Here is a 25,650-nt window from a genome sequence, read left to right as displayed (position 1 = left end):
TCTCACATGTCATATTGGAAAAAGCCTTTACCTGATTTTTTGCCATACTCACCAGCATCCACCATTTTGACAAGCAGAGGACATGGGCGGAATTTCGGATCTTTGTAGCTCTCGTATAAAACAAGCAATGAATTCAAAATCGTATCAAGCCCAATTAAGTCTCCTGTCGCAAGCGGCCCCATTTTATGGCCGAAGCCCCCGCGGAAAATTTTATCGACATCAGCTGGTGTCGCGACTTGATCTTGCACCGCCCAAATCGCTTCATTGATTGTCAGCATGAGCACACGGTTGGAAACAAACCCTGGAAGATCATGCACCACAACAGGTGTTTTATCAAAGGATTTCAAGAAACCTTTTGCCGTTTCAACTGTTTCATCAGAAGTTGCTTTTCCTCTAATCACCTCAACTAACGCTTTAAGAGGAACAGGGTTCATAAAATGTGCACCAATAACTTTTTCAGGATGATGCATAAGGGACCCTACCTTTGTAATGGAAATGCAGCTCGTGTTTACAAAATAGATGGTTTCTTTCGAACAGATATCTCGCAGCTCTTCATAAATGGGTTTTTTTATCTCCCAATCTTCCGTCACATTTTCAATGACGATATGTGCGTCATGTAAGCCTTCAAATGAAGTCGATAGCTGAATTTGAGACAATACGTCTTCTAAGGACAATGAGATTTTCTTTTTTCTCACAAATTGCACCAATTGATAGGTTTTCTTGATCTTTTCTAGTGCTTCGTTTAGTTTTTCTTCTGTGACATCAACCAATGTGACTTGATAGCCATTTGCTGAAAGGTCTAATGCCATATCAGCCCCCATCACACCTGCTCCAATCACGCCTACGTGCTTCGTGTTCATTTCTCCAACACTCCAATTCGCTTTAAAATAACATTGATTTTTTCTACGACTTCATTTGTTAATGAATGAATAAAAAAGTGATCTCCATCGAATTCAAAAAACGCACAATCTTTGCTTGTATATTGATCCCAATCGTCTAAATCAAACAGCACAGAAGGCAGATCACGAGTACCATAAAAAATAGAAATTGGGCAAGCAGCTGGAACGACTTCATCACACTGATAAGTCTCCAAAAGCTGAAAATCTGCTCTTAAAATCGGCAGAAAGAAATCAAGCACTGCATGGTTATCGGCAAGTTCCTCAGGAACGCCCCCCATCGCAATAATCGCCTCTTTTAATTTGGCATCTGACAGCTGATGATAGACTTTCTTCTCTGGAATATGTGGTGGAAAGCGTCCAGAATAAAAGACATGGCAAGGCTCTTTGTTTAATCTTGTTTTCATTCTTTTTTGTAATTCGTATGCAAGTACAGCTCCCATGCTATGACCGAAAATGGCATAGGGTTCTCCTTCTTTTAAGGAAGAGGACGCCTGTAGATAAAGATCATCTGCGACCTGCTGTAAATTTGTCAGCACAGGCTCTGTCATTCTTGTCCCGTGCCCAGGGAGTTCAAGGGCATGAATTTCTATAGACCGGTCTATATATGATTTCCACTTACTGAATACGGTACTTGCTCCACCTGCGTACGGTAAGCAAAATAACTTCACGACACGCCACACTCCCTTTTGCATTTGATTTTCAACATTTCCAGCCATTTTTTTTCATCTTGGATGATTTGTAGTAAGGAAGCTTTAATGTTGGCTTGGTACCGACTAGACATTTCCCCTGAAAAAAAGAGTTTTGCTGCCTGGTGCCTCGCTTTCTCCCATTCTGCTAAAATACTTTCCATCCATTGAAACAGCTCAGGTAGATCGCCTTTTATGAGTCTCAGTCGATACATCTCTACTTTCTTCGTATTGATGATCTGATTGAAAGATGCTACGAGCTTCTCGATATCATCCCATTGAGGAAACTGTTCATAAAATGTTTCAAGAGCTGTAATTCCTTTTTCGATTGCGTCAATCTGACCATGCATATTTCTCAGGAAATAAGCCGTTTTTTGATCAAATAATTCAGTCGAGACCTTGACCGGATCAAAGTGGAAGGCCGCATAGGAATGGAATTGATCATTCGGCTGAAAATGATCATGAAAGGTATCATACCCTTTCTGCACATCTCCATATGACATCACTTGATGCTCATACGACAAATTATCTAAATGACGATTCTCTAATACCTGAAAGGTGTGCTGATTTTCATGAAAACCCGTGATTAAAATCGAATGACGGCTATGTGTTGTCAAATACTCTTTTCTACCTCGCTGTACGTAAGGGTCTACCCATACAATCACCGGGCGGTCACGCCTCACATCTTGTTTGACCTTTTCAATGAGATGGGTACAATGCGTCATTTTTTCAACTTGAATGCCCTGTAAATTCATAATCTTTTCTGGATCGTGTGCCGACATCCAGTCAATCTGCAGCAGACCGTCTTCTGTAAGTCCATATGCAAATTGATCATTTAATAAATATGGAGCGACTTCTTGACCATGCAGCTTCACAATTGGAAAAAAGCAATTGAAGAAACAGCTGCGATAAAACAAATCATTATAAGGATGAATGCCTGAAATCTGTTTGACGGTCATCTTCTTGTCCTCTCTTTCCAGCAGTAGATGTCACCATAAATCCTTTGATGAAACCAATCGTACAAAACCAAATGAAAAACAAATAATAAGAAATCGCTAATTCAATAAGAGAGAAAGGTCCCCATACAAAAGTCATTTTCCAAGGCAGTCCCTTAAAGGCTAGTTGCGAAAGAATCATTGGCAGAAGCAATATCCCAATTAGGAGCAGTACCCAGCCGATACTTTTCAGCCATACGCCAAGTGAGATGTGCCTGCGAACCAGAACGCCATTTCTTACACGTTTCCTCCATTTGATAAAACGAACGACTGACACTATTTGCAGCAAAATAAAAAGACATGTGGCTGCCACACTCAATTGATCAATGAGCTGAAATGGATCCATGGATGACTCTGCTTCTTCATTTGTACCCGTCATTGTTTTGGCAATAAGACGTGCCGTTTTCTCTGTGTAGCTGCTATTCATGTTGGCTAACACTCCGATAGCAACGTCTTCTTTTGCCTGGATCAGAAAAAATGATGAATAATTCGGATTAGATCCAGCATGAAATAGTGATTCCACCTGCCCATGCGTTTTTTCTATATACCAGCCGGCATTGTAATAGACATGCTCCCCTTCTTCTGGGACTTTCACAGTTAACTGATCAGGATTTTTTACAAAACGAGACCAAGTTGAATCGGTCAATTGATATTGCAGCCAAGTCCCCACATCCTGATTATTCATCACAATATAGCCTGCAGGGGTGTTGCCTCGATATTCTGGTGCTTCATAAGCATGTGGAGCAAGGAAATGCAGTTTAAATCCTTCTGAAACAACACCAGATTTCATGCGTTTTAGCCCAGCTTCTGTTTGGTTAAGATGATGCGTTTTAAACAGTCCTTTCATATATGCCTCATATGACGTTCCTGTCACATTTTCAATGATGAGACCAAGAACATCATAGTTGATGGTGGCATATTCAAAGGAGCTGCCAGGCTTGTGATGGAGCTCAATTGATTTCAGTTGATGGACTGTTTTCTTTAGCGCATCTTTTGCATGATCTGGCTGGATAAGTGCAATGGATTGAAAGGGAATGCCGCTTGTGTGATGCATTAATTGCTCCACCGTCAAACGCTGAGACTTTCCATGGTATGTTGGAAAAAAGCCTGGAATATAGCTGCTCACCGGTTCTTTCAAATGAAGTTTCCCTTGCTTTTCTAACTCCACAATAGCAAGAGCGGTAAACGCCTTTGATGTAGAACCAATTTCAAAGAAAGTACTGGCTGTCACTTTCTTCATTTTCTTTTGATCCGCATAGCCAAACCCTTTTTGGTACACCACTTCGTCTTTTTTCACAACCACAACGGACATGCCGGGAATGCGCCCAAGCTCCATCTGTTCCTCTATCACTTGATCAATGGCTTTAGATGAAATCACTGCTTTTGCATGTGTCCCCCCGGCAAAGCCGCTTATCCATAAGACAGCTAACAAAAATGAAATGTAGATAACATGCTGATTTTTCCTCATGTAAATAATGAATCCATTTCTTCAAGAGACATATCAACTGTTTCAAAATCAGACGGTGTAAATTCGATCCCTTCTTGTTCTAAGCAATGCTGTACCATACGCTCAATTTGCTGTTCTATCTCTTGCAATAGCTGCATCATATCTGTTTCACACAGCTGTTTTTCGCTGAAAGAAAGATGGAAAATCAGCTGACCGCCCTTGATGGTAGCGACCATATCGATGACGGTTGTTAACGGGTTATCCAATGACGAATCTATCCCCGATGTAAAGTAAGACATCTCATAATCAGATGATTGTTTAAGCACCTGATCGATTTCACCTAAATAATTAAACCGTAATTGCGGCGCTGAATGATCAGGAAGCTGCCTATTGATGAATGACAACAGCCCATATTCGGCACCTTTATTCGGCACCTCACGTATCGTTTCTTTGACAGCCCGTATGTGATCTGAGAGAGATTCAGAAACATGAACATTCACAGGATACATGGTGGTGAACCAGCCGCACGTTCTAGATACATCAATATTTTCCTCCACAGCATCTCTGCCATGACCTTCTAATTCCAAAGAAATCCGTTTTTGATTCGTTTGCTGATAACAGGCTTGCGTTAAGGCTGAAATTAACAGTTCGTGAGGCTGCGTTTGGTACGCTTTATTCGCTTGATTGGTCAATTGATCCGTGAGCTCCACAGATAAAGCCTTCGTTAATTTGACTTCGTCTTTGACATATCCCTCATTAGAAGAAACTTGATACAGAGGCTGAATACCCTGAACCACATTTTTCCAATAGTTGAACGCCTCTTTTACATCTTCTGATACTGCATACTCGTTAACCCGCTCTGTAAATGTTTGATATGAATGAGTTTTTGGCGGAAGCACTTCTGCTGAACCCTTCTCTGCATGAAATAATTGAATCAAATCCTCCACAAGAATTTGCCAAGACATACCATCAACTAAAAGATGATGGGCGGTAAAAATGAGATGTGATTGAGAAGCAGTTTGACAAAGCGCTGCCTGAATCAATGGTCCTTGATAAAGATGAGTCCTTTGCTTGATCTGACATCCTACTTCTTGCAGCGCTTCTTCCACATTCTCTTCTGACAATGCCGTAAAATCGTGTATCGTCAGCGGGATATTTTGAATGTTTTCATCATAATAGAGTGTGTTTGTCGCCTCATGTACTTTTAACCTTAATCCGTCGTGATGAATGACCAGCTCTTTTAAAGCACTCTGCACGATTCTTTCATCCATCTTTTTCTTTGAATGAACAATGATAGATTGATGCCAGAAATGTTTATCTTTTAACCGCTGGGACCAAAACCATTCGATGATTGGGATCGATTTCACATCGCCCACAGCCTGTTCTTGTGAGATATGTAAGACTGGTTCCTGCTGAACGACTTGTGCCATTTCTCTAAAAATGGGATAAGTAAATAGATCTTTGGTTTTTAAATAGAGTCCTTTGTCTTTTAACTTCGCAATAAATTGAATCGCCTTTATGGAATCGCCGCCAAGTTGATAAAAATGATCAGCCGGTTCAACCTTTTCATGCCCTAAGATGGCTTTTGCTGTGTCTACTATGATCCCTTCAATGTCCGCTGTTTCCTTCGACCATTCAACAGCTGTTTCCACTTGAGACAACAATGGATCAGGCAGTGCTGCCCGATTGATTTTTCCATTTTGGGTAAGCGGGAGTTCTTTTAATACAACAAAATAGGCAGGTACCATATAAGCTGGCAGCTGATCTGATAATTTCTTCCTTAGTAAAAAGGAGGTTAGCTTTTCATCTTTCAATTCAATATAAGCAGCCAGCTGTTTTTCTCCAGATTCATCAGTTAGATCAATGACAGCTGCTTTATCCACTTCATCGATTGCCATAAGCGCAAGTTCGATTTCACCCAGCTCTATCCGGTAGCCCCGAAGCTTGATTTGATGGTCAATCCGGCCAATGTATTCAATCTTTCCATCACTTGCACGTTTCGCAATGTCACCGGTTCGGTACATGCGGCGATGACTTACAAATGGATTGGGCAGAAAGCGTGATTTCTGCAAATCAGGTCTTTGCCAGTATCCTCTTCCAACACCCGCGCCTGAAATATATATTTCTCCTATCGTCCCTGGCAACACCACTTGCTGATTTTCATCTAAAAGGTAAATCTCTGTATTCGGCATCGGCACTCCAATTGACACCGATGTGCCGCCATCATCTTGATGGAACTGATGGATCATACAGCCAACGGTTGCTTCAGTTGGTCCATATTCATTAAAGATGGATATCCTTCCATCACTTGCCTCAGTAATTCTTTTAGCCAAAGAAGTCGATAATTGTTCTCCTCCTACTATCATCCGTTTAACCACTGACTTAGACAGTGCAGCATCTGTTAACAGTGCCATATGAGCTGGTGTCAGCTTGATCACCTTTGCTTTTTGATCAAACAAAATATGTTCTAATAAAAAGCCTGGCTGATCCTCTTGACGATAGATGACTACTGTACTGCCAATAACCAATGGCGTATAAATGGAGGTAATGGTTAGATCAAATGCAATGGACGAATACAGAGCAAAATGGTCATCTTCTGAATCTGTATAGTTTGTTTTGGCAGACATGATATAGTTCACTAAGCTTTGATGCTCAATCATCACTCCCTTTGGCTGTCCTGTAGAACCAGACGTATAAATCATGTATGCGACGTCTTCATCATCTCCAATGAATGAATGTTCCGCATCATACGGATCCAACTGATTCCACACGTTGTAGATATTGTACATATCACCATTAAAATGGTATGCAGATGCATGATCTGTAAAAAACAGCTTTGCCTGACTGTCATCCAAAATAAACTGAATGCGTTCCTGCGGATACTCAGGATCAATCGGTACATATGCACCTCCAGCCTTTAAAATCCCCAGCAATAGTACAATCAGTTCTGGTGAATGATTCATACATATTGCAACAAAGTCATGTCTCTGTAAGCCATGTGTTTGCAGGAAATGCGCCATTTGGTTGGTTTTTCTCTCAAGTTCACCGTATGTCATGATATGAGAGCCATCCTGAATCGCGATTCGATCAGGAGAAGTCTTTGACATGTCTGTGATTAATTCATGAATTTTTTGCTTTTGTGGGAATAGCACGCCTGTGTCGTTCCATTGATATAGCTCTCGATGTTCCTCTTCCTCTGTCATAAGCAGTACGTCTTTTAAGAGCTGCTTGGGCTGGGTAAGTATGTTCTCGACAAAGAGAAGCATCCTTTCATGTAGAAAGTTGATGTCTTCATTGCTGTAATCTGAGATTTTGTAGTCATATTGCAGCTCGATTTGCCCTTTTTCATCCCATTCTTTCACAGCTACTTGCAAGCCATATGGCTGGAATCCATTGTAAAGCTCCATGTATTCCACTTTGTATCCTTCCATCTCCTGCACCATATTTGTGCTGTAGGAGTTGATATAGATTTGAAAAAGCTGATCATATCCTGCCTTTGCAAGCTCTAAATCTTTGACAAGTGCGTCATAGGGATAACGCTGATGCAGGAAGTAAGTCTTATAGCTTTTTTGAACGTCTGACAAACTTTCTAATAGAGATAAATGAGGGTTCATCTTCATTCGATATGGCATTGTGCTAACGGTCATACCGGACGTGGCTTTTTCCTTTTGCCCGGAACGATTGAGAACTGGCGTCCCAATAATAAAATCTTTTTGCTGGTATCTTTTATGCAAGTAAACGAAGAGTCCTAAAGTAAATAAAGAGTTGATTGAACAATGATGGGTATCTATAAATTCATAGATTCGTTCTGAGAGTTGTCGATCAAGGTAATGGCTCTGCCGATGGCCTTTGATTTGGTCAGTTCCCTGTACCAAATAACTGTCAGACACATCAGATAATGTTTCTTTCCAAAATTGCTGATCTTTTTTAAATCTTGGGGAGTTCATATATTTTGATTCTTTATCAATAAAAACAGAATGATTGTCTGCTTCTTGTTCGATAGAGGAGCTTTGTGTAAGAGCAGTGTAAAGCTGGCTAATTTTATCGATGATTACTTTCATCGACCATCCATCTGCTACTGTATGATGGCATTTGATGAAATAACCGGATTGTTGTTCACCGACTTTTAATACAGCAAATTCGGCGAGAGAGGTTTCTAGTAATTGAAATGGTGTTTTGAAGGCTTTTTCAGCCCATTCCAGCATGTCTTTATGTGTGGAAAACTCATAGGCAGGAATATGATGATCGGCGTTTGGATCAACGTATTGAAGCATCTCATCATCTTTCTCTACTAGCTTGAGACGAAGAGATTCTGTCGTCATGATACATGTTGCAATGGCCTGCTTCAGTTTATCGAGCTGCAACGGCCCATTGACGAAAATAATACCGCCAATATGATTAATTGGTGTTTCTGGATAAAATGTTTCCATGTTCATCACGCGCCGCTGCGGATGTGTTAATGGCCAATATACTAAACTACTAGTCAATTACGCCACCTCTACTTTTCATATAGTTAACATTTCTACGAACTTATTAAATCACATAATGGTATTTTTGTAAATAATTGAGATAAACTGTCTAAATTTGTTCATTTTTTAATCTAGACGCTAGGAAAGCCGACACAGTAAACAGGACAACGTTGATAAAAAAGACGACTCTTGCCCCAAAGAGATCGGTCATGGTGCTCATAACGAGGATGGACATTCCATATATAAATGTCGATAGTGTATGTTGAGCTGATAGTATTTTAGGCAATTCAATTTGACTCAGTGTATCTTGTACATAGGTACGAATAGAAATACTGCGAAGCTGAAAAGCCGGCCCTAATAAAAAGACAAACAATAAACTCATCCATGCTGAATGATTCAACCCTAAGCACAGAGTTAGCAGAGCTACGATCACCGAGCTGTAAAAAATGTGGTCAAACAAACGCTGTTCCACATGCTTTGCGAACCGCAGCACGAGCAGACCGCCTAGAATGGTTCCGCCAAAATAGCTTGCGTTAATAAAGCCCCACCATGTTTCAGGCTGGTGTAAGACTTCAGTGACATACACAAGAATAATAGCACCAGTCCAGATACTTCTGCCGCTCATGGACAGCATTTCTAAAATCGTTAATGTTCGAATGGTTGGCTTTTCATACATGATCTTCCAGCCTGAAAAGATTCGTGTACCAAATGATTCAGACTGTTGCTCTTGTTTAGCTGCAGCCCCAGTATCAACGATAAAGAGCATAGATATGAGCGACAAACTATATAAAACAAGTGTCGTAATGAGGAGAAACTGCGGTCCAAGAATGCCAATAAACAGCCCTCCTAAAAGCCATCCTAGTAAAAGGACAATTTGGTCAGAAGTTAAGATATAGCTATTGGCTTTTAGTAAAAAGTTCTTTTCTACTAAACGCGGGATCATCGAATTTCGAACAGGAATGGTTCCCCCATCTATCAAAGAAAGGAAAAATACAATGATAAAAAAGAGAGGAATAGTAAATGTTGATAGTTGTAAAATATAAATGAAAATCAAGCAACCGAAGAAAGCAATTTGACACATTTGCAAATAGATAATGAGTCTTTTCAGCTTAAATTGATACATAAAGAAAGGAATGAGTACCGCTCCAAGTGCTTGTCCAACAAACTGGGAGACAGCCACCATTGAAGCAATTAGTGTAGAATTTGTTAATTGGTATGTCAGGATGGTCAGAACGAGGACATATAGTGAATCCCCGAAATTAGCTAGGGATTGTCCCCCTAATAAAAAGTAAAATGATTTGTTTTTCATATTTATCTCCATTTTCTCTTCATTATCACCCATAATAATACATTATTTTCTACACTTCTACTTTTTATAACAATATTTTCATAATTTGATACATTTTTACTAATTTAAAAAACCGCCAAAAGGCGGTTTTTATTTAGTCATATATATGAACAGTCGGTTCTTTGTCTTCAGCATTTTTCGTAATCAAGGCTTCTTGTTGATCAGAAGATGTAATGTTGATTTCGATATTGGTACTCTTGTAGTAATCCATGACTTCACCGGTTAAATATTGTGTGAAGGCTACGACTTCCGTTTTTCCATAGAACTGCATTGGAATTTCGATTTTCATTTTTTGCAGGTTGCCGTTTTTGTAAAAGCCTTTTCCTACAACACCAGTGTAATTCGGGAAGTAGTCTTCGACCTTTGTCTTGAAGCGGTCAAATCGCTCTGAATCATCTTTGTAGCTGCTTTTCGCATTATCTGAAGGGAAGAATACATTCTCCTCATCGATCGTATCCCAATTTCCGATATCAGCGGAGCCTGCTTTTACATCCGTTTTGGCGATAAAGTTACCTGGAACGATAGATGATTTTGGTGCTTGCTTATAAAGGGCAATCATGACAGGCACTTTTTGCAGTCCGTCCATTTGACGAATGCGCTTGATCACTTGTTCAGCGATTTTTTCACCCTCTGCCAAAAGTTTCTTTGAATTTTTCGATGAATCGATGGTCACCTCTTGCTGCGGGTCACCGATCTTTTCACGGTAATAATAAACAGAGTTCAGTGCAAGACCAATGACAACTCCGCCAAGCTGTAAGCTGTTTTTGTCTTTTCGAATTAAGTAATTATGCTCTAGCATCGAAGCTAAGTAGATGGGACTATTTTCATTTTTAGACTTTGTTGAACCTGAGTTTGGAAGAGCAGGATTTAAGCCTAGATTCTTAAAGTCTTTATCATCTTTTTCTGCCTTTTTCAGATCACTGCCTGTTTTTTTGCGTGCCAGCCAGCTCAGAACGGTGTCCTCATCTAAATGCTGTCCTTCTTGGAAAAGATAGTCGTTTGTATTAAATGACTCTGTTGCAAGACGCATGAGTCCTGTTTCAAATTCATCAATGTCCAAGCGTGTGTTGAGACGCTCCGCTGTTAAACCTCTCGCAGCTCCTTGTTTAAACGGCAGCACCATTTTGTAATAGGAGTCTGAGATATTGTACATCGGGATGATGGCTGTTTCCTTTGTTTCCTTCGTTTCATCCGTTTTTTGTGTGACCTCTTCCTCTTCCTTTCCCCCAAAAGGTGCACACGCTGACAATACCAGTGTGAGCATTGTCAGCAGCAATAACAACTTTTTCAATAGAAAACACTCCTCTTATTTCTTTAGCTCCTCGAGCATTTTAGCTTCGTCCCAAATTTCAATATTGAGTTCTTCTGCCTTTGTCAGCTTACTCCCCGCTGCTTCTCCGGCAATGACTAGATCTGTTTTTTTACTCACACTGCCTGCCAGCTTGCCGCCTAACGCTTCGATCGCTGCTTTTGCATCGTTTCGCGCCATTTCTTCTAACTTTCCTGTCAGCACAATGGTTTTTCCTGCAAAGTAGGAATCACTTTCTTCTGCTTTTACCGGCTTCGGTCCTGTATAGGTCATATTGACTCCAAGCTCTTTTAGTTCGTTCAGCAGATCGAGTATTTCTTCTTTCTCAAAGTACGTGACGACGGCATCAGCCATTTTTTCACCAATTTCGTCGACTTCAAGTAATTGTTCTTTCGTTGCTTGCTTTAATAGATCGATGTTTTCGAAATGCATCGCCAAGGTCTTTGCCGCTTTTGAACCAATAAATCGAATGCCGAGTCCAAATAGTAAACGCTCAAGAGAGTTTTCTTTCGACTGCTCAATTGAACGCAGTAAATTGTCGACAGATTTTTCGCCCATTCGTTCAAGCTGAATGAGCTCTTCTTTCGTTAAACGGTAAAGGTCGGACACACGAGAGACTAGCTGTTCCTTGAAGAGCTGTGTAATGACCCGCTCGCCAAGCCCATCAATATTCATTGCATTACGGGAAACGAAGTGAATGAGTCCCTCACGTATTTGGGCAGGACATTCTGGATTGATGCATCGCAAGGCCACTTCGCCTTCGATTCGCACCAGCTCACTATGACACTCTGGACATTCAGTTGGCATGTGAAACGGCTTTTCTTCGCCTGTACGCTGATCAACAAGGACACCTGCGACTTCAGGAATAATATCGCCGGCTTTTTTCACAATCACTTGATCAAACAAGCGAATATCCTTTTCTTTGATCAAATCTTCATTATGAAGAGATGCACGCTGCACTGTCGTCCCTGCTACTTTGACAGGCTCAAGAATCGCTGTTGGTGTAATCACGCCTGTTCGCCCGACGCTTAGTTCAATATCAAGCAGCTTCGTTACGACCTCTTCAGCCGGAAACTTGTACGCAACCGCCCAGCGCGGGCTTTTTGCTGTAAAGCCGAGTTCTTCCTGCTGAGCCAGTGAATCGACTTTAATGACAATTCCATCGATTTCATATGAAAAATCGGCACGCTTTACTTTTAATGTTTCAATAAGGTCGATGACTTCTTCGATCGTTTGGCACATCCGTCTTTCTTTGTTTGTTTTAAAGCCAAGTTCGTCGAGAAGATCAAGTCCTGCGCTTTGCGTTTCAACACCAATTTCATCAAGCTCCGCTATACTGTAGACGAATATATCAAGGTTTCGTTTCGCTGCAATTTTCGTATCAAGCTGACGAAGTGAACCTGCAGCCGCATTACGCGGGTTTGCAAACGGCTCTTCTTCGTTTTGTATTCTTTTTTCATTTAATGCTTCAAAAGAAGGTTTTGGCATAAATGCCTCGCCTCTCACTTCAATCGACAGAGGGCGTTTGATTTTAAGCGGGATGGAACGAATCGTTTTGAGGTTTTCAGTAATATCCTCCCCCGTTGTTCCATCTCCGCGTGTCGCTCCTCGGACAAACACGCCATTTTCATAACGGAGAGAAACAGCGAGTCCATCAATTTTCAGCTCGACATTGTATGCGATATCGTCACCGACTGCTTGACGAACCCGGCGGTCAAAATCAAGAAGGTCCTGTTCATTAAACGCATTCCCAAGGCTGAGCATCGGTGTGCCGTGACGCACTTTTTGGAAGGCGTCTAAAACAGCGCCGCCTACTCTTTGTGAAGGTGAATCCGCTGCTTTTAAGTCAGGGTGTTCTTCCTCCAGAGAGATCAGCTCACGCATCCGCGCATCATATTCAGCGTCAGGAACACTTGGACGATCAAGTGTATGATATTCGTAGTTGTATTGATTCAAAATCTGGTGCAGTTCCTCGATCCGGCGTTTCGCTGCTTCTTTATCCATCTGCTTCTTCCTTTCAATTCATCCGTTTTGTCCTATCAGTTTATTGCTTCTCGATTGGTGCAAATGCTGCGAGAAGACGCTTAATGCCTGTAGGGCTTGGGAACGCAATATCAAGCTCTGTACTGTCTCCGCTGCCTTTCACACTGACAACCGTACCAACGCCCCATTTTTTATGGGCCGCTTTATCGCCCACAGCCCAGCCAATACTGCCGCCGCCTGTGTTTTGAATCGTTTGTGTTTGCGGACGTGAGACAGGTCCCCGTCTTTGCGGTCTTTCTCTTGTTTGGCCAAACGGTGTTTTTGTTTCTTTTTTCTCATTTAGGTTGTCCAATAAATCGGCTGGTATTTCTCGAATGAATCTAGATTCAAGGTTCATGTTCGTCCGGCCGAAAAGTGTTCTCATTTTCGCACTTGATAAATAAAGCTCTTCTTCAGCCCGTGTGATGCCAACATAAGCGAGGCGGCGCTCTTCTTCCATCTCTGCATCTTCCATTAATGAACGGCTGTGCGGGAAGACACCTTCCTCCATTCCCATTAAGAAAACAACAGGGAATTCTAGACCTTTTGCGGCGTGAAGTGTCATTAAGATAACGGCATCCTGATCTTCTTCTTCATTCTCATCCAGCTTATCAATGTCTGCGACGAGGGCGAGATCTGTCAGGAAGGTCACAAGTGACTTGTCTTCATTTTGTTCTTCAAAGTTCTTAGTGACGGATAGAAACTCGTCAATATTTTCTAAGCGGCTTTGTGCTTCAATCGTTTTTTCGAGCTTCAGCGCTTCACGATAGCCTGTTTTCTCTAGAATTTCTTCTGTTAATTCAGTGACAGATAAATAGTCCTGCATGTTCGTCATTTGATCAATGAGCTGTTTGAACTCATCAAGCGCATTGGCTGCCCGTGCACTCAGTCCAATGAAATCCACCTGACCAAGTGCTTCAAACATAGACAGGTCATTCATCTCCGCATATGCTGCAATTTTATCAACAGATGTCGCACCGATTCCGCGCTTTGGTACGTTGACAATTCGCGCAAAACTAATATCGTCATCTGGGTTTGCCACTAGGCGTAAGTATGCCAAAATGTCCTTGATCTCTTTTCTGTCATAGAACTTCGTGCCGCCGACAATGTTGTATTGAATGTTGGCTTTCATTAACGTTTCCTCTATGACACGAGACTGGGCATTTGTCCGGTAAAGGATCGCAAAATCGGATAATTTGCGCTTTCCGCTCTGATGAAGCTGACGAATCTTTCCTGCGACAAATTGTCCTTCACCGAATTCATTATCTGCACGGTAATAGGCGATCTTCGCTCCTTCATCATTTTCTGTCCAAAGATTTTTCGGCTTCCGGTTTGCATTGTTTTGAATGACCGTATTTGCGGCATGCAAAATGCGTTTCGTCGATCTGTAATTTTGCTCAAGCAGAATCACTTCACTGGATGGATAATCTTTTTCAAAGGAGAGAATATTTGTAATATCCGCTCCGCGCCAGCGATAAATAGACTGATCCGAGTCACCGACAACACATATATTTTGAAAGCGCTGCGCGAGCAGTTTCACAAGCATGTACTGTGCTCTGTTCGTATCCTGATACTCATCCACATGAATGTATTGGAATTTCCGCTGATAGTGCTCTAATACTTCAGGAATGCGCTCAAACAGACGAATTGTCATCATAATTAAATCATCAAAGTCGAGTGATTGGTTTTTGAGTAAACGCTTTTGATAATCTGTATAGACATCACTGACCACTTGATCATAGAAATCACCAGCTGTTTTGGTGTATTCCTCTGCGTCAATGAGTTCGTTTTTTGCACTGCTGATTGATCCTAAAATACTGCGCGGGTCGAACTTTTTAGGATCGATATTCCGTTCTTTTAAAATGTTTTTGATGACTGAAAGCTGGTCAGATGTGTCTAAAATAGAGAAGTTGCGATTTACACCAATGCGGTCAATATCACGTCTTAAAATGCGGACACACATGCTGTGGAACGTAGAGATCCAGATGTCATCAGCGCCAGGCCCTAAAATAGCTTGGACACGTTCACGCATTTCACGTGCTGCTTTATTTGTAAATGTAATCGCTAAAATGTTCCACGGAGCCACATGCTTTTCTGCCATTAAGTAGGCAATTCGATGTGTGAGCACCCGTGTCTTCCCGCTTCCTGCTCCTGCCATCAACAATAAAGGACCGTCTGTTGCTTTGACTGCTTCTTTCTGTGCGTCATTCAGCCCTTCTAATAGATGATTCGATATTTCATTCATTCCATTCACCGCCAATTCGAACTTACGTTCTATTTTAACCCGTTTCGTCTTATTTGACTATGATGACTTTTTGACTGCATCCACTGTCTTTAATGCTTCTTTGAAATTGTCATAAATGACGTTTCCTACAACCACGACGTCTGCATGCTGGGAGAAGTCTTTTGCCTGCTTAGCGTTCTCGATGCCGCCGCCATAAAAAAGAACTGTTTCATCAAGCACTGCTTTTGTTTCTTTGACAAGCTCTATGTCTCCAAGCGTTCCGCTGTATTCCAGATAAAAAATGGGCAGCTTCATCAAATGCTCTGCCACTCTTGCATATGCCCTGACGTCATCGATATCCAGCGCTGTATTTGCCTCTGTGAGCTTGGCCGCTTTACAATCTTCATTTAAGATGACATAACCTTCAGGCACAATCTCTTCCATTGACATCAAATCACCGAATTCCTTCATCGCGTCTTTATGAAGCCCAACAATCCAGTCAGGGTGAGAGCTGTTTAAAACGGTCGGGATGAAATACAGATCAAAGCCAGGCACAATCATCTCATGTGTGGAGATTTCAAGCACACATGGCACTAGAAACCGGCGGACCTTTGACATCAATTGAAGCACGTTGTCCTCTGTCACATGATCACTTCCACCAATCAATATGGCATCCGTCCCAGATTCGCAAATCGCTTCTAGCTGTTCATCGGAAATTTCTTTATTTGGATCGAGTTTAAAGACATGCTTCCACTCGGTAACATCATACATGAAAAACGTTCCTCCATTCGTTTCATTCCATTTAAATATTATAACAAAATCAGTGTCTGCAAAAAATGGGTAACCTCCTTTAGCTAAAAGTTTCATTCTTTTGAAAATGGGTGGCGTGATTTAAAGATTTAGAAACAAAAAAGCAGATGCTAAGCATCTGCTTTCTTAATAAATGAACACAGTTTTTTTATTTTTCAAGTGGAGCAACTTGTGCTGTTGGTGCACCACATAGCAAGAAAAAGCCAAATAATACAGGAGGTGATACCGCAATTCCAGTTAAAGTTAGGAACCCTAGAACACTTAACCATTCACCTTTTTCAATAGCCTTTTGAACCTGATTTAAAGCTCCCTTGGTTATACCAAGAGCATCTTCAAGACAACGTTGAACAGTGTTTTTTTGTGTAGTAGCAATACCTTTTTGTTGATTCATATAGTTCGCAAAAGCGATCATGCCCTCTTTTTGATAAACTGGGTATGAAGCTTTTTCTAATTCCTTTTCGTTAACAACATAACCTACTTCGTCATCAAAAACTAGAATTTTAGTAAAGATATACTCTATTTCAGCTACAGATTTTTCAATTTGTTCTTTTGTTAACCCTTTCAATCCAGCCTCAGGATTTACTGAATTTTCAGCTGATGCTACTGGCACTATTGTTGCAATAGAAAGTAATAAAGCCAATGTGAATACAAATAATTTTTTCATCAGTGTATAAACTCCCCTTTTTCTTAAAATAACCTAACAAAAAAAACCATAAATTTGATTTTATGGTTATTTTTGATAATAACATATAGTGTTAGTTTAGTTTTCGTTTTAAGGTAGAAATAATTTGTTTTTACATAAATAGTGCTAATTCGACTTTTTTCGCAGAATTATGAGACTGTTAAAACCACAAATGAGATTCCCCAAGTTAATACTCCAAATAAAATAAAATATTTTAGAAAAAGTTCAAAATTAGTGAGCTTCCTCTCATTTCTAGTTTTCTTAAGTCTCCAATAAAAAGCATATGCGCACAACACAAGTACTATATGGCTCAGTTCAGACATTTTTTCAAAAAAATACAAATCCGCCATTTATAATTCATCTCCAATATAGTTAATTTATCCCTTTAAAGTATATACAAATATACATTCGTTGCACATCCTGCTATGTTCTTAATTTTAGTTTATTATAATAATTGATATTCTTTAATTTATCTTCGATACCCATTCATAATTTCAAATCTCGTTAATTAGCTACAGTTAAAATTAAAATGAAGCAGGTGACCCCATTGAAAAGAACGATTACATATGAACAAAATATAGACATCGGTTACATCTATATCACCCCGCAAGCGGAGCATATGAAAATCAAAGAAACCATTGAATTAGATGTCAATGAATGTGTCAATGTAGATATCGACAAAGAGGGCCGAGTGGCTGGCTTGGAGTTATTTGCAGAAGAATCCAAGGTCCTGCAGAACGTACCGGTTTATGAGGATGAGCTTTCTTTACGTTTGACGGATCAGGAAATTCTCTCAACCTATCAACTGTCAGGCGTTGAATTTCAATTCTCGACACCTGATCACAATGGGCTGATCGGTTTTACTATTGTCGATCCAATTCGCTATAACGTCAAATGAAAAACAAGAAAAACCCGTTTTGATCTTTCAAAACGGGTTTTTTCAAATTATTGTCTCGCTTCATTAAAATAATGGACGGATGTCATGGCTCCTTCGTCGACCATTTTGTTGTCTTGGATATCTAATGGATCTGGGTGGCCGGCTTTTTCAGGAACCTTTTCATCTGACCGGAACATGCTTGCCCATTTTTTCAGATGCTGTTTATTTTTTACCGCTAATAACACAGCTCCTCCAACCCCTAATCCTGCAAGTACATACGCATTTGGACGCTTATTCATGTATGTTCCCTCCCCTTATGATCTTATTTGTAAGTTACCCCGCCTTTTCATTTCTAAACGTCACAATATGCTGATGTGGTTTCTCTTTCATTAAAAAGTGGAATATCAACAGCAATGAAAGAGAAAAGAGGGGATCTTCATGACAACAACTTTAATTGTCATCGGCACATTGCTAGTCATTTGTTTGATCATCCCAATCATTCTATTGATCTGGATTTGGATGAGGGATGAAAAACAAGAAGAACATTCAGTTCTGCGAAATTATCCGGTCATTGGAAAGCTGCGGTTTATTTTTGAAAAAATAGGACCTGAGCTTCGCCAATATCTGTTTCTGAATGACCGAGAGGAGCTGCCCTTCTCAAGAAGAGAATACGAGCAGGCGGTCATGTCAGGGAAGTACAAAAGCCGGACAATGGGCTTTGGCTCAAAACGTGATTTTGACAAGCCAGGCTATTACATTCGAAACGTCCTGTTTCCAAAGCAGCGAAATGAACTTCGAATCGATCAATCTGAAAAAATCAAAACAAAAGTATATCAGATTGATCAAGACAATTTACTGCGCAGAAGTGAACATTTCAAAGAAGTCGAAGCAAATCCTTACTTTCTCCATCAAGAGGATGTACAAGTCATTGGCGAACACACATGTCAAAAGCCTTTCCGTGTGAAAGGACTGATCGGTCAATCTGCCATGAGCTACGGCTCCTTAGGCGACAGGGCGATTACAGCTCTATCCTCAGGATTAAAAATGGCCGGCGGGACGTGGATGAACACAGGTGAAGGCGGGCTTTCTCCTTATCACCTCAAAGGCGGTGCAGATATCATTTGCCAGATTGGGCCCGGTTTATTTGGCGTCAGAACAGAGGATGGCGCATTTTCCTTTGAAGAATTCAAGAAAAAAAGCGAACACGAGGAAGTCAAAGCCTTTGAACTCAAGCTGGCACAAGGAGCAAAAACACGCGGCGGTCATATTGACGGCGAAAAGGTGACGGAAGAAATTGCGAATATCCGTAAATTACCGCCTCACCAATCCATTGACAGCCCAAACCGCTTTGAGATGTTCCACTCCATTCCTGACATGTTTGATTTCATTGATCAGCTGCGGAGTATAGGCGGAAAGCCAGTTGGAATCAAACTTGTTGTCGGACATAAAGAAAATATTGAAGAGCTTGCCAGCTATATGAAAAAAAGCGGGAAACACCCTGATTTCATTACAGTGGATGGCGGAGAAGGCGGTACAGGCGCGTCCTTTCATGAATTGGCGGATTCCGCAGGGCTGCCGATTTTCACGGCACTCCCAATGGTTCATCAAATATTGAAAGAATACGGTGTCAGAGATCAAGTGAAGCTCTTTGCTTCTGGCAAACTTCTCTCGCCTGATAAAATTGCGATTGCCCTTTCAATGGGAGCTGACTTTGTGAATATTGCCAGAGGACTCATGTTTTCAGTCGGATGCATTCGCGCCCAAGTCTGCCACACGAATAAATGCCCAGTCGGGGTCGCCACGACTGACCCAAAGCTGCAAAAGGGTTTATCGATTGAAGAAAAAAAATACCGAGTGTGCAATTATATCCTGTCTCTTAGAGAAGGTTTGTTTAATTTATCCGCAGCTGCGGGAATAGAATCGCCTATTCATTTTAATGAAAAACATATTATTTTTAGACAAGAGAATGGCCAGACAAGCGAAGTGCCGATGTTCTCAGGCACACAGCCATCTGTCTAGCTCGAAAAGGTGCGGAAACGCGCCTTTTTTGACCTTTTCACTCAATCGCGTATAAAGTTTGCAAACAGTAGAGTTTAAGGAAATCATCTCTAGTGAAGATGGCATCTCCTATGAAGGAGAAAGATGGTTTATAGGCGAGCTAAAGTAAAAAAACAGGGACACTTTATCAGCCCCTGCCCGCCTTTTCATAAAAAAACTGCAAACAAGTCCATTTTTCGTGAAAAGGATTGTTTACAGTGAAAGCTGCTTTATTTTGTTTCGTTATTTTCCTGCTGTTCTGCTACGCGGTCAAGTGCCATCGTATAGGCATCGTTTCCGTAGTTCAAGCAGCGTTTGACACGTGAGATGGTTGCAGTGCTTGCACCTGTTTCCGTCTCAATTTTATGATACGTGTTTCCCTCGCGAAGCATACGCGCTACTTCAAGACGCTGTGATAAAGATTGGATTTCATTGATGGTACATAAATCATCAAAGAATCGATAACATTCTTCCAGGTCTTTAAGGGATAAGATGGAGTTGAATAACTGATCTAAGCTTTTGCCCCTTAATTTATCAATTTGCATCTTAATACATCTTCTCCTTTACTATTGCCACACCGCTTCGCACGATCTTCTTCTAAGAAAGCGGTATCTTTCCTGACTAATTTTTTAAAACCTCAGCAATGAGCTTTGAACAGATCATGACAGGTTTGGTTCCACGCTGAAAATGCCGTCAGGTTCTTTCGTAAGCCGAAGCTTCTTTATCGTAAACAAATTCGACAAGTTCTGTCATTTTCCTTGTATGACAATCTGACAAACTTGTTTGCTTCCGGTATAAAGATGACTTCTGCTTGGTTAGGTCTTCTGCCCTCATATACAGGCTTGCAGAAAGCTCGGCGAGACCACAAATATGCGCCCCGCCTTGCTCAGGTTATTCAAAATATGTTGGCCGGTCAGCGTAACCGGCAAAATCATTTTACAATTAAAGTACTTCATTCGTCATGTCAAAGCCCTCTGCTTTGTCAATAGCTCCACATAAGATCATTTTCACTTACATGGCAGTGAAGAGAACCATGGCTCACTTCTGCCCTATAACAGCAGTCAGAAAATGCGGCAAAGATGATACAGCTCCACTCTGTTATATTTTAACGCATTATAGACGGAAAGAGTACAGTTTTTTTCATGACATCAAATATTCCTCTTGGTGTCACTCGAATATACGGCAAATGTGTACTTTGGAAAAAGACAAGTGTATCAATTGGGCAGTCAAATGGATAGCCGCGCTCAATGAGCAGCTCACGCAATGTTTGTTCCTGCTGAAGAACAGTCTCAAACGGTTCAGCCGATGCACAGCCTGATAATTGCAGCGGGATTTCGTGCAAAATTTTCCCGTTCTCTGTGAGTACGATCCCCCCGCCAATTTCTTTCATCCGCTTATGTGCCAGCATCATATCTTCTTTATTTTTCCCGATCACTAAAATGTCACCCGTGAGCGAAAATGAGCTGACAAAGCCCTGCACTTTATTTGCGAACCCTTTTAGCATCGTATTCACACGCCACTCGCCTTTTCGGTCAATCAGGCTAAAGAAGCTTTGATCATGGTCACATGACAGCTGGTTGATTGAGTTATCAATTTCCACTGTATAAGGCTCCATGATGACAGCATTTCTCATCTTCACACCTAGCGGCATAGAGAATTGCAAATCACTCATCGTGAGGTCGTAGCTTAAATCTAATGGAGCAAGCCCGCCATTTTCCCATTTTGTTTCTTGGAATTGATGCTGGTTCTCGCCATCTAATTTGAGAATAACCCCTTTAGATATCACCGTTTCGGGATTTGGGTTCATTGGATCATCTAAAATATTTAAAGAAGCCAGCCGGCCTGGGCCAACAACGCCTAATAAATCATCAATTTGATAGTATTTTGCAATGTTAAATGTCGCCATATTATACGCATCAATGATCGGCACGCCTTCTTCAAGGGCAATCGAAATCAAACGGTTAATCATGCCTTCCTCATAAAAGTGAGGGGCAGCACCATCTGTTGTATAGAAAAAGTGATCATAGTGTCTAAAGTCACGCTCATGCAGTTCTCTTAAAATGTTCACTAAATCTGGGCGGATGGAAGAATGCCGCAATGAAACATGATAGCCAAGGGACAAGCGTTTTAACACATCGTCCGCATTCATCGCTTCATGATCACTGTCCGCGCCAAACAGCTTCATTTTTGTTAGCGTTTTCTCAGAAGCTCCAGGGAAATGCCCTTCAATTCGTTTTCTCTGCTTCTTTGTTTCTTGCATGCAATATAAAATGAGATCATCACCGTCCATCAATCTTGGCCAGCTTGTTAATTCGCCGCCTTGGAGGACGTCAGGATGATCAATCCATTCCTTCCGGTAGTTGACTGGCAGCATCTCATCTTCATATCTGACTTCCGTTTGAAGATCGTATCTGGACCACCAGAAATACTGAAATGGCTGCTTTTTTAATTCACATAGAGTGGAAAGCGCTTTCTTTTCATTGCTTTGCAAAAGAAGAAATAAGTTATCGCTGACCATTGTTGTTGTGCCAAATTGAGACACATATTCTGCAAGTGATTGGGGATTATAAATATGGAACGGATGCGCGTGAGGCTCTATATACCCAGGCACAATGTATTTCCCTTCACAATCAATCACACGTTTAGCTGATTTATTTTGAGGAAGCTCTGCTCCGACATAAACAATTCGATCATCATGTATCCAAATATTTGCCTTCACCCATTGCTTCAAAAACGGGTTAAGCACGAGTCCATTCGTTAAAAGGAGTGTTGGAACTATTTTTGAGTCGACTACATCGATTTGTGTGCGGATGTCATTGTTTCTCCAATTAAAAGTACGTTCGGACATTCACATACTCTCCTTCATTTGTATTAGCCCTATCGTAACATAACGAACTACGTTACGCATTAATGAAACGTTACAATTTCTTGAAATCACACTTAAAATAATTTAAAAAAGGAGATTCACCTTCAATGAAACCTAATCTCGGCTTAATGGAAGCGCTCATTAGAATTGCCTGCGGAATGACAATATGTACTGTGGCTGGATCCTTATATGCTAGAAAACCATGGAGTAAAATGCTGCTTTTTAGCATCATGTTTGGCGGTATGAAACTGGGATCTGGCATTCTTCGTTTTTGTCCAGTGACATATATGTGTGAGCAGCAGGACACACATAAAGAGAAGGCTGAGTAAGGCAGCCTTCTTTTTTTGTGATCATTTTCATCTCATTCCGCTGCTTCACACCATTCGACCATTGTTCCTGCAATAATTTCTGCTGCTTCAATCACATGCTCAATGTCGATGGATTCATTCGGAAAATGGGCAAGCTCCGTTGTTCCCGGTCCAAACACGATGATCGGAATACCCGCTGCCTGTGACAGTAATCCGCCGTCCGTTCCCCAAGGGGCGGCTTCGATTTTCGGCGGCTGCTTCATGACCGCTTCATATTGTTCCTTCAATAAACCTAAAAGCGGATGATCTGTATCGATTGAACCCGGAAGCCATCTTGCACCAAACCATTCGACCTCAACAGGATGCTCTTGGAACCATTCATCTTTTTCTCCGAGTCCTGCCATCCAATTTTCTAATTCCTTCTCTGCCTGTTCTACCGTTTCACCTGGCATCACCCCGAGCCTGCCTTCCATTGTGACAAGGTCTGCTACAGAGGATGGCCAATCGCCGCCTTGAATTTTCCCGATATTGATTGGGATCGGGATTGGGATATGCTGAAACAATGGCTCAGTGATTCGCTGATTTCTTTTTTCTTCAAGTGCCGCTATATGTGAAAGGACAATCGTGCTCTTTTCAATAGCAGAAACGCCGTGATATCTTGTTCCGCCATGAGCAGCCCTTCCTTTAATATGCAGTCTGAACCATTTAGATCCTTGCTGAATCGGAAAGATTTTCATATGACTTGGCTCTGGAATGATGGCTGCATCTGCTGTATATCCTCTCAGTATGGCTGCAAGGGTGCCTGCACCACCGCTCTCTTCTTCGACAACACTATGAAACACGACATCTCCCTTCAGCGGAATCTGAAGCGCATGCAGTGCCTCAAGTGCAAAGAGTAAAGAAACGTTTCCACCTTTCATATCTGTTGCCCCGCGTCCATAAAGTCTCCCGTTTATGATATGCCCGCTGTAGGGCGGATATGTCCATTGTTTGTGATCTCCTGCCGGGACAACATCCACATGCCCATTTAATAAAATAGATTTGCCGCCCCCTTTTCCTTTCAATCGTCCGGCGACATTAGGACTTCCTTTAAAGGAACGTCTCGGGGAATAAAAATACGGGTGGTTCAGCAAGTCATCTCCGCCAATGTCCCACATGTCAACATCAAAACCAATGGCAGAAAGTTTATTTGCTACGATTTGCTGTACTTCTTGCTCATTTCCTTGTGTGCTGTCACATTGCACCATTTGCTGAAGAAGCGTCACGGCTTCCTCCTGATGCTCTTTCATCCAGCTTCTGATACGTGTAATTGGCTGCAAGTCGGTCATCCTTTCTACACAACAGATTTGACATCAGGCGCTAAAATGAGCGGCGCCTCTGTCGCCCTCATGACATCTTCTGGCTGATACGGCGGCATGACTTCACGCAAAATGAGCAGCTGTGACTTGACCTCAATGACTGCCATATCCGTAATAATCAGGTCCACACAAGACTTAGCTGTTAAGGGCAGCGTGCAGGCTGCTTTTATCTTAGATTGCCCATGTTTATCAAGGTGGCTCATCACAACCACCACCTTTTTCGCTTTTTGAGCGAGCTCAATCGCCCCACCCATACCCGGCACTCGTTTCCCTGGCACAATCCAATTGGCAAGATCCCCATGACTGCTGACTTCAAGTGCACCTAAAATGGTCATATCCAGCATTCCTTTGCGAATGATGCCAAAAGCGGTTGTACTGTCCATATATGAGCCGCCTTTTGTTAACGTAATGGGGAAACCGCCGGCATTGCACAAATTCGGATCTTCTTCCCCTCGTGCTGGTGAAGCGCCTGCCCCCATAATGCCGTTTTCTGCATGCAGCCACACCTCGTAATGTGCTGGGATGTAGTCAGCTGCAAGGGTCGGGATGCCGATCCCAAGATTCACAATCATGCCATCTTTAATTTCCTGTGCCGCGCGTTTGGCTATGCGGTGTCTTAAATCGATGTCTCCCATGCCCATGTCCAGTTCACTCCTTTTGATTGCACGATCTGGTTCACAAATACGCCTGGTGTGACGATTTCCTCTGGATGAAGCCCGCCCACAGGCACAATCTCTTCTACTTCCGCAATGGTCCAGTCTCCTGCCATCGCCACAATCGGGTTTGTATTCCGCGCACTTTTATCAAAAATCAGGTTGCCTGCTTCATCTGCTTTGAGGGCATTCACAATCGCGATATCCGCAGTCAGTGCAGGCTCAAGGATATACTTCTTTCCATCCAGCTGAACCAATTGTTTCTCATCAAGATTGAGGCTATCCATGCCGACATCCGTCACAATGCCCGCTAAACCCATCCCGCCTGCCCTGATCTTTTCTGCTAGGATGCCCTGCGGGTAAAAAAGAACGTCTAGTGTACCTGCCTGCATTTTCTGCCCGGCAATTGGATTTGAGCCAATATGAGAGGCAATGATTTTCTTCACTCTTCCTTCTGTGATCAGCCTGCCAACACCGATTTGCGGGAAGCCTGCATCGTTTCCGATCAATGTCAGGTCTTTGATATTGGCTTCTAGGATGGCATCGATCAATGATGGCGGGGACCCCACACCGCCAAAGCCGCCAAACATGATGGTCATTCCGTCTCTAAAATGCGTGATGACTTGATCAAAGTTCGCTGTTTTGTTCATCATCTTTCCT

The 25,650-nt window shown here is 41.8% G+C and carries 20 protein-coding genes; 3 read left to right on the top strand and 17 right to left on the bottom strand.

Annotated elements, in window-relative coordinates; translation table 11 throughout:
* Window positions 1-2: 2 nt before the first annotated feature.
* From ASE42_RS14280 to ASE42_RS14230, 11 genes are all read right to left on the bottom strand, one after another.
* Window positions 3-860, bottom strand: a complete 858-nt coding sequence (locus ASE42_RS14280; protein ID WP_024424537.1) for a 3-hydroxyacyl-CoA dehydrogenase family protein — start codon at window positions 858-860, stop codon at window positions 3-5.
* Window positions 857-1,567, bottom strand: coding sequence for a thioesterase II family protein (locus ASE42_RS14275; protein WP_056767853.1), 711 nt, complete (start codon window positions 1,565-1,567; stop codon window positions 857-859). Before ASE42_RS14275 ends, ASE42_RS14280 begins: the two co-directional genes overlap by 4 nt.
* The gene (locus tag ASE42_RS14270; protein WP_025092639.1) at window positions 1,564-2,544 is read right to left on the bottom strand and encodes a C39 family peptidase; all 981 of its coding nucleotides are present in this window, start codon (window positions 2,542-2,544) and stop codon (window positions 1,564-1,566) included. The genes ASE42_RS14275 and ASE42_RS14270 overlap by 4 nt, the downstream gene beginning before the upstream one ends.
* On the bottom strand, window positions 2,507-4,048 hold the full coding sequence (locus ASE42_RS14265) for a serine hydrolase domain-containing protein (RefSeq protein ID WP_056767557.1): 1,542 nt from the start codon (window positions 4,046-4,048) through the stop codon (window positions 2,507-2,509). The genes ASE42_RS14270 and ASE42_RS14265 overlap by 38 nt, the downstream gene beginning before the upstream one ends.
* Complete coding sequence (locus ASE42_RS14260) at window positions 4,045-8,514, bottom strand: non-ribosomal peptide synthetase (RefSeq protein WP_156403029.1); 4,470 nt, start codon at window positions 8,512-8,514, stop codon at window positions 4,045-4,047. Before ASE42_RS14260 ends, ASE42_RS14265 begins: the two co-directional genes overlap by 4 nt.
* A 91-nt stretch (window positions 8,515-8,605) precedes the next feature.
* Window positions 8,606-9,805 carry an MFS transporter gene (locus ASE42_RS14255; protein ID WP_056767553.1) on the bottom strand — a complete coding sequence of 400 codons (1,200 nt, stop codon included), beginning with the start codon at window positions 9,803-9,805 and terminating at the stop codon, window positions 8,606-8,608.
* Between the two features lie 133 nt (window positions 9,806-9,938).
* Entirely contained in the window at window positions 9,939-11,135 is a 1,197-nt protein-coding gene (locus ASE42_RS14250; protein WP_024426681.1) for a CamS family sex pheromone protein, read from the bottom strand.
* Window positions 11,136-11,150: 15 nt separating this feature from the next.
* Window positions 11,151-13,157, bottom strand: a complete 2,007-nt coding sequence (ligA, locus tag ASE42_RS14245) for an NAD-dependent DNA ligase LigA (protein WP_034623048.1) — start codon at window positions 13,155-13,157, stop codon at window positions 11,151-11,153.
* A 40-nt stretch (window positions 13,158-13,197) separates the two neighbouring features.
* Complete coding sequence (gene pcrA / locus ASE42_RS14240) at window positions 13,198-15,420, bottom strand: DNA helicase PcrA (RefSeq protein ID WP_044335898.1); 2,223 nt, start codon at window positions 15,418-15,420, stop codon at window positions 13,198-13,200.
* 57 nt (window positions 15,421-15,477) lie between these two features.
* Window positions 15,478-16,170: a heptaprenylglyceryl phosphate synthase gene (locus ASE42_RS14235; RefSeq protein ID WP_056767551.1), complete on the bottom strand. Its 693-nt coding sequence runs from the start codon at window positions 16,168-16,170 to the stop codon at window positions 15,478-15,480.
* 187 nt (window positions 16,171-16,357) lie between these two features.
* The gene (locus ASE42_RS14230) at window positions 16,358-16,873 is read right to left on the bottom strand and encodes a hypothetical protein (RefSeq protein WP_125587219.1); all 516 of its coding nucleotides are present in this window, start codon (window positions 16,871-16,873) and stop codon (window positions 16,358-16,360) included.
* Between the two features lie 556 nt (window positions 16,874-17,429).
* On the opposite strand from ASE42_RS14230, the gene ASE42_RS14220 reads away from it, so the two are divergent.
* On the top strand, window positions 17,430-17,789 hold the full coding sequence (locus tag ASE42_RS14220) for a DUF2283 domain-containing protein (protein ID WP_235566806.1): 360 nt from the start codon (window positions 17,430-17,432) through the stop codon (window positions 17,787-17,789).
* 47 nt (window positions 17,790-17,836) lie between these two features.
* Here the strand turns inward: ASE42_RS14220 and ASE42_RS14215 are convergent, their stop codons facing one another.
* Entirely contained in the window at window positions 17,837-18,067 is a 231-nt protein-coding gene (locus ASE42_RS14215; protein WP_039176971.1) for a hypothetical protein, read from the bottom strand.
* Between the two features lie 139 nt (window positions 18,068-18,206).
* Between ASE42_RS14215 and ASE42_RS14210 the strand changes: the two genes are divergently transcribed.
* The gene (locus ASE42_RS14210) at window positions 18,207-19,787 is read left to right on the top strand and encodes an FMN-binding glutamate synthase family protein (protein WP_056767548.1); all 1,581 of its coding nucleotides are present in this window, start codon (window positions 18,207-18,209) and stop codon (window positions 19,785-19,787) included.
* A 248-nt stretch (window positions 19,788-20,035) separates the two neighbouring features.
* On the opposite strand, the gene ASE42_RS14205 is transcribed toward ASE42_RS14210, so the two are convergent.
* Both ASE42_RS14205 and ASE42_RS14200 read right to left on the bottom strand, forming a co-directional pair.
* Window positions 20,036-20,350, bottom strand: a complete 315-nt coding sequence (locus tag ASE42_RS14205) for a YerC/YecD family TrpR-related protein (RefSeq protein WP_024424524.1) — start codon at window positions 20,348-20,350, stop codon at window positions 20,036-20,038.
* A gap of 560 nt (window positions 20,351-20,910) precedes the next feature.
* Window positions 20,911-22,653: an adenine deaminase C-terminal domain-containing protein gene (locus tag ASE42_RS14200; RefSeq protein ID WP_024426688.1), complete on the bottom strand. Its 1,743-nt coding sequence runs from the start codon at window positions 22,651-22,653 to the stop codon at window positions 20,911-20,913.
* Window positions 22,654-22,778: 125 nt separating this feature from the next.
* Between ASE42_RS14200 and ASE42_RS14195 the strand changes: the two genes are divergently transcribed.
* A complete protein-coding gene (locus ASE42_RS14195) occupies window positions 22,779-23,000 on the top strand; it encodes a DUF2892 domain-containing protein (protein ID WP_024426689.1) in 222 nt (73 codons plus the stop codon).
* Window positions 23,001-23,032: 32 nt separating this feature from the next.
* Here ASE42_RS14195 and ASE42_RS14190 read toward each other — a convergent pair whose 3' ends face one another.
* From ASE42_RS14190 to ASE42_RS14180, 3 genes are read right to left on the bottom strand one after another with little or no spacing between them, the layout of a single operon-like run.
* Entirely contained in the window at window positions 23,033-24,298 is a 1,266-nt protein-coding gene (locus ASE42_RS14190; protein ID WP_056767546.1) for a peptidase, read from the bottom strand.
* Between the two features lie 14 nt (window positions 24,299-24,312).
* Entirely contained in the window at window positions 24,313-24,978 is a 666-nt protein-coding gene (locus ASE42_RS14185) for a 3-oxoacid CoA-transferase subunit B (RefSeq protein ID WP_056767543.1), read from the bottom strand.
* Entirely contained in the window at window positions 24,954-25,640 is a 687-nt protein-coding gene (locus tag ASE42_RS14180; RefSeq protein WP_034282829.1) for a CoA transferase subunit A, read from the bottom strand. The genes ASE42_RS14185 and ASE42_RS14180 overlap by 25 nt, the downstream gene beginning before the upstream one ends.
* Between the last annotated feature and the right edge of the window lie 10 nt (window positions 25,641-25,650).

The organism is Bacillus sp. Root920, assembly GCF_001429445.1.
GTDB lineage: Bacteria > Bacillota > Bacilli > Bacillales > Bacillaceae > Bacillus > Bacillus safensis.
The sequence above is the reverse complement of the archived record's forward strand: the minus strand, read 5'-3'. Positions and strand labels throughout refer to the sequence as shown.

Bases quoted from the DNA above. Each gene is read 5' to 3' on its own strand.
- ASE42_RS14280 (WP_024424537.1), bottom strand. From the start codon at position 860: ATGAACACGAAGCACGTAGGCGTGATTGGAGCAGGTGTGATGGGGGCT.
- ASE42_RS14270 (WP_025092639.1), bottom strand. From the start codon at position 2,544: ATGACCGTCAAACAGATTTCAGGCATTCATCCTTATAATGATTTGTTT.
- ASE42_RS14265 (WP_056767557.1), bottom strand. From the start codon at position 4,048: ATGAGGAAAAATCAGCATGTTATCTACATTTCATTTTTGTTAGCTGTC.
- ASE42_RS14255 (WP_056767553.1), bottom strand. From the start codon at position 9,805: ATGAAAAACAAATCATTTTACTTTTTATTAGGGGGACAATCCCTAGCT.
- ligA (WP_034623048.1), bottom strand. From the start codon at position 13,157: ATGGATAAAGAAGCAGCGAAACGCCGGATCGAGGAACTGCACCAGATT.
- pcrA (WP_044335898.1), bottom strand. From the start codon at position 15,420: ATGAATGAAATATCGAATCATCTATTAGAAGGGCTGAATGACGCACAG.
- ASE42_RS14235 (WP_056767551.1), bottom strand. From the start codon at position 16,170: ATGTATGATGTTACCGAGTGGAAGCATGTCTTTAAACTCGATCCAAAT.
- ASE42_RS14230 (WP_125587219.1), bottom strand. From the start codon at position 16,873: ATGAAAAAATTATTTGTATTCACATTGGCTTTATTACTTTCTATTGCA.
- ASE42_RS14215 (WP_039176971.1), bottom strand. From the start codon at position 18,067: ATGAATAAGCGTCCAAATGCGTATGTACTTGCAGGATTAGGGGTTGGA.
- ASE42_RS14210 (WP_056767548.1), top strand. From the start codon at position 18,207: ATGACAACAACTTTAATTGTCATCGGCACATTGCTAGTCATTTGTTTG.
- ASE42_RS14205 (WP_024424524.1), bottom strand. From the start codon at position 20,350: ATGCAAATTGATAAATTAAGGGGCAAAAGCTTAGATCAGTTATTCAAC.
- ASE42_RS14200 (WP_024426688.1), bottom strand. From the start codon at position 22,653: ATGTCCGAACGTACTTTTAATTGGAGAAACAATGACATCCGCACACAA.
- ASE42_RS14195 (WP_024426689.1), top strand. From the start codon at position 22,779: ATGAAACCTAATCTCGGCTTAATGGAAGCGCTCATTAGAATTGCCTGC.
- ASE42_RS14185 (WP_056767543.1), bottom strand. From the start codon at position 24,978: ATGGGCATGGGAGACATCGATTTAAGACACCGCATAGCCAAACGCGCG.
- ASE42_RS14180 (WP_034282829.1), bottom strand. From the start codon at position 25,640: ATGAACAAAACAGCGAACTTTGATCAAGTCATCACGCATTTTAGAGAC.